Source organism: Hallella sp. (assembly GCF_037460745.1).
GTDB classification, from domain to species: Bacteria; Bacteroidota; Bacteroidia; order Bacteroidales; family Bacteroidaceae; genus Prevotella; species Prevotella faecis.
This window is the reverse complement of sequence record NZ_JAXVAE010000120.1, coordinates 1-2,467: the sequence shown is the minus strand read 5'-3', so window position 1 is coordinate 2,467 and position 2,467 is coordinate 1. Positions and strand designations below refer to the sequence as shown.

1 protein-coding gene and 1 pseudogene are annotated in these 2,467 nt (G+C 53.7%); both read left to right on the top strand.

From position 1 onward, the window contains the following. The first annotated feature begins 449 nt into the window (after positions 1-449). Entirely contained in the window at positions 450-1,796 is a 1,347-nt protein-coding gene (purB, locus tag WKK33_RS08300; protein WP_215759766.1) for an adenylosuccinate lyase, read from the top strand. A gap of 261 nt (positions 1,797-2,057) precedes the next feature. Continuing rightward, positions 2,058-2,467: pseudogene (locus WKK33_RS08295) on the top strand (pseudouridine synthase); the annotation flags it as partial.

Genomic DNA, 2,467 nt, shown 5'->3' with positions numbered 1-2,467 from the left:
GAGCATCTGCCTTACAAGCAGAGGGTCGGCGGTTCGAATCCGTCAACGCCCACCAGGGGTGTATCCTGTGGTTCTTCGGAGCTGCAGGATTTTTTTTGTTTTATGTGAAGCCTTGGCCTGTCAGGTCTCATGGCTTTCTGCTAAAGAAGATTAACCCCAAATCGATCATTAGTATTTCAATTCTTGTTAGTGTTTGTTTCGGGCAGGTTTCGACAGTCGCGCCCAAATGCATCACGTCGGCTCCCTCGATCTTCAGCATGATGGTTTTAGTCAGTTCGTAGCGGCTCTCGAAGCCGTAGTACATGTCCCTTGTGCGTGTGAGGCCGGCGCGATGCGACATTGTGTTATGGCCAAGGCGTTAAAAACCGTTAGATGCAACATTTTTATTGCGAGAATATCTATCGTGTCGAATTTAATTCGTAATTTTGCAGACGTGATAATATAAGGATATGGAACTTGATTTGTTGACAGCAATTTCTCCAGTTGATGGCCGTTACCGTGGTAAGACAGCGCCCCTGGCAGATTATTTTTCAGAGTATGCACTCATTCGTTATCGTGTGCGCGTTGAGATAGAGTATTTCATCACATTGTGTGAATTACCCTTGCCCCAGCTCGCCTCGTTCGATCATGCCCTTTTCGATCGTTTGCGCGACATCTACCGCTCCTTCAACGAGGAGTCGGCACAGCACGTGAAGGATATTGAGAAGGTTACCAACCACGACGTCAAGGCCGTGGAGTATTTCATTAAGGAGGAGTTCGACAAGATTGGCGGGCTCGAGGCTTACAAGGAGTTTATCCATTTCGGCCTCACCTCGCAGGATATCAACAACACCAGCGTGCCCCTTTCCATCAAGGAAGCGCTCGAAGAGGTGTACTATCCTCAGGTGGAAGAGCTCATCGACCAGTTGCAGCAGTATGCCGATGAGTGGAAAGACGTGCCCATGTTGGCCAAGACCCACGGTCAGCCCGCTTCGCCCACACGCTTGGGCAAGGAGGTCATGGTGTTTGTGTATCGCCTCACCGAGCAGCTCAAGGAGCTGAAGGCCTGCAAGATGACCGCCAAGTTTGGTGGCGCCACAGGCAACTTCAACGCCCACCATGTGGCCTATCCCAACTACGATTGGAAGGCTTTCGGCAATAAGTTTGTCAGCGAGAAGTTGGGCTTGCAGCGCGAGCAGTGGACCACGCAGATCAGCAATTACGACTGCCTGGCAGCCGTGTTCGACGCCCTTCGCCGCATCAACACCATTATCATCGACCTCGACCGCGACTTCTGGATGTACATCTCCATGGAGTATTTCAAGCAGAAGATCAAGGCTGGTGAGGTAGGCTCAAGCGCCATGCCCCACAAGGTCAACCCCATCGACTACGAGAACAGTGAGGGCAACCTCGGCATGGCCAACGCCGTGCTCCAGTTCCTCGCCAGCAAGCTGCCCGTCAGCCGCTTGCAGCGCGACCTCACCGACTCTACCGTGTTGCGCAACGTGGGTGTGCCATTGGGCCACAGCGTTATCGCCATACAGAGCACCCTCAAGGGCTTGCGCAAGCTCATCCTCAACGAGCAGAAGCTCAGCGAGGACCTCGACAACACATGGGCTGTGGTGGCCGAGGCCATCCAGACCATCCTGCGTCGCGAGGGTTATCCCCATCCCTATGAGGCGCTCAAGGCGCTCACCCGCACCAACACCAAGATGACAGAGCAAACCATCCACGAGTTTGTGGAGACGCTCAACGTCAGCGAAAGTGTGAAGCAGGAGCTGCGTGCCATCACGCCCCACAACTATACGGGCATGTAATTCTCCGGTGGAAGCCGCGAGAAGGCAGGTCGGTGAGATTTGCCAAAATAAAACAACAGAGAACATTTAAATATCATTTACTCATCAAGAATTGAACGAAGAACACTGCTAACTTACTAATTTCCGCTCTCCCCTTGCGGTGGAGACGGTTGGTTCGGGATATAGGTAGGCGTTAGTTGCGCTAAATCCATTATCGGAACTGCCAAGGCCGGGAAGGTCAAACGGTATAGTTTAAAGTTCAAACGAAAAAGATTTAAGATTATGTCAGAAGAAATGGAGAACAAGTCTCTGAGCTCATCAGAGAATCAGAGCCAAGAGAGAGAAGGCGGCCGTGAGGGCTACAGCAGACCTTCAGGTTATCAGAAAGATTATCACAGTGGCGGTCGCCCACAGCGTCCGCGCATCCACACGCAGCGCGCATACAGCTCCGACCGTGGCCACAGCCAGGGCGAGGGCGGTTTCCGTCCCGAGGGCTTCGGCGCCGGCTTGCAGAGCGGTGGAGAGCAGAGTGGTTATCAGTCTCGCCAGCAGGGTGGCTACCAGCCCCGTCAGGGTGGTTACCAGCCTCGCCAGCAGGGTGGCTACCGTCCGCGCTATAACAACAACAATCAGGAGGAGGGTGGCTACCAGCCCCGTCAGGGTGGTTACCAGCCCCGCCAGCAGGGTGGCTA

Excerpts from the sequence above, each read along its gene's own strand:
- purB (WP_215759766.1), top strand. The coding sequence starts at position 450 with ATGGAACTTGATTTGTTGACAGCAATTTCTCCAGTTGATGGCCGTTAC.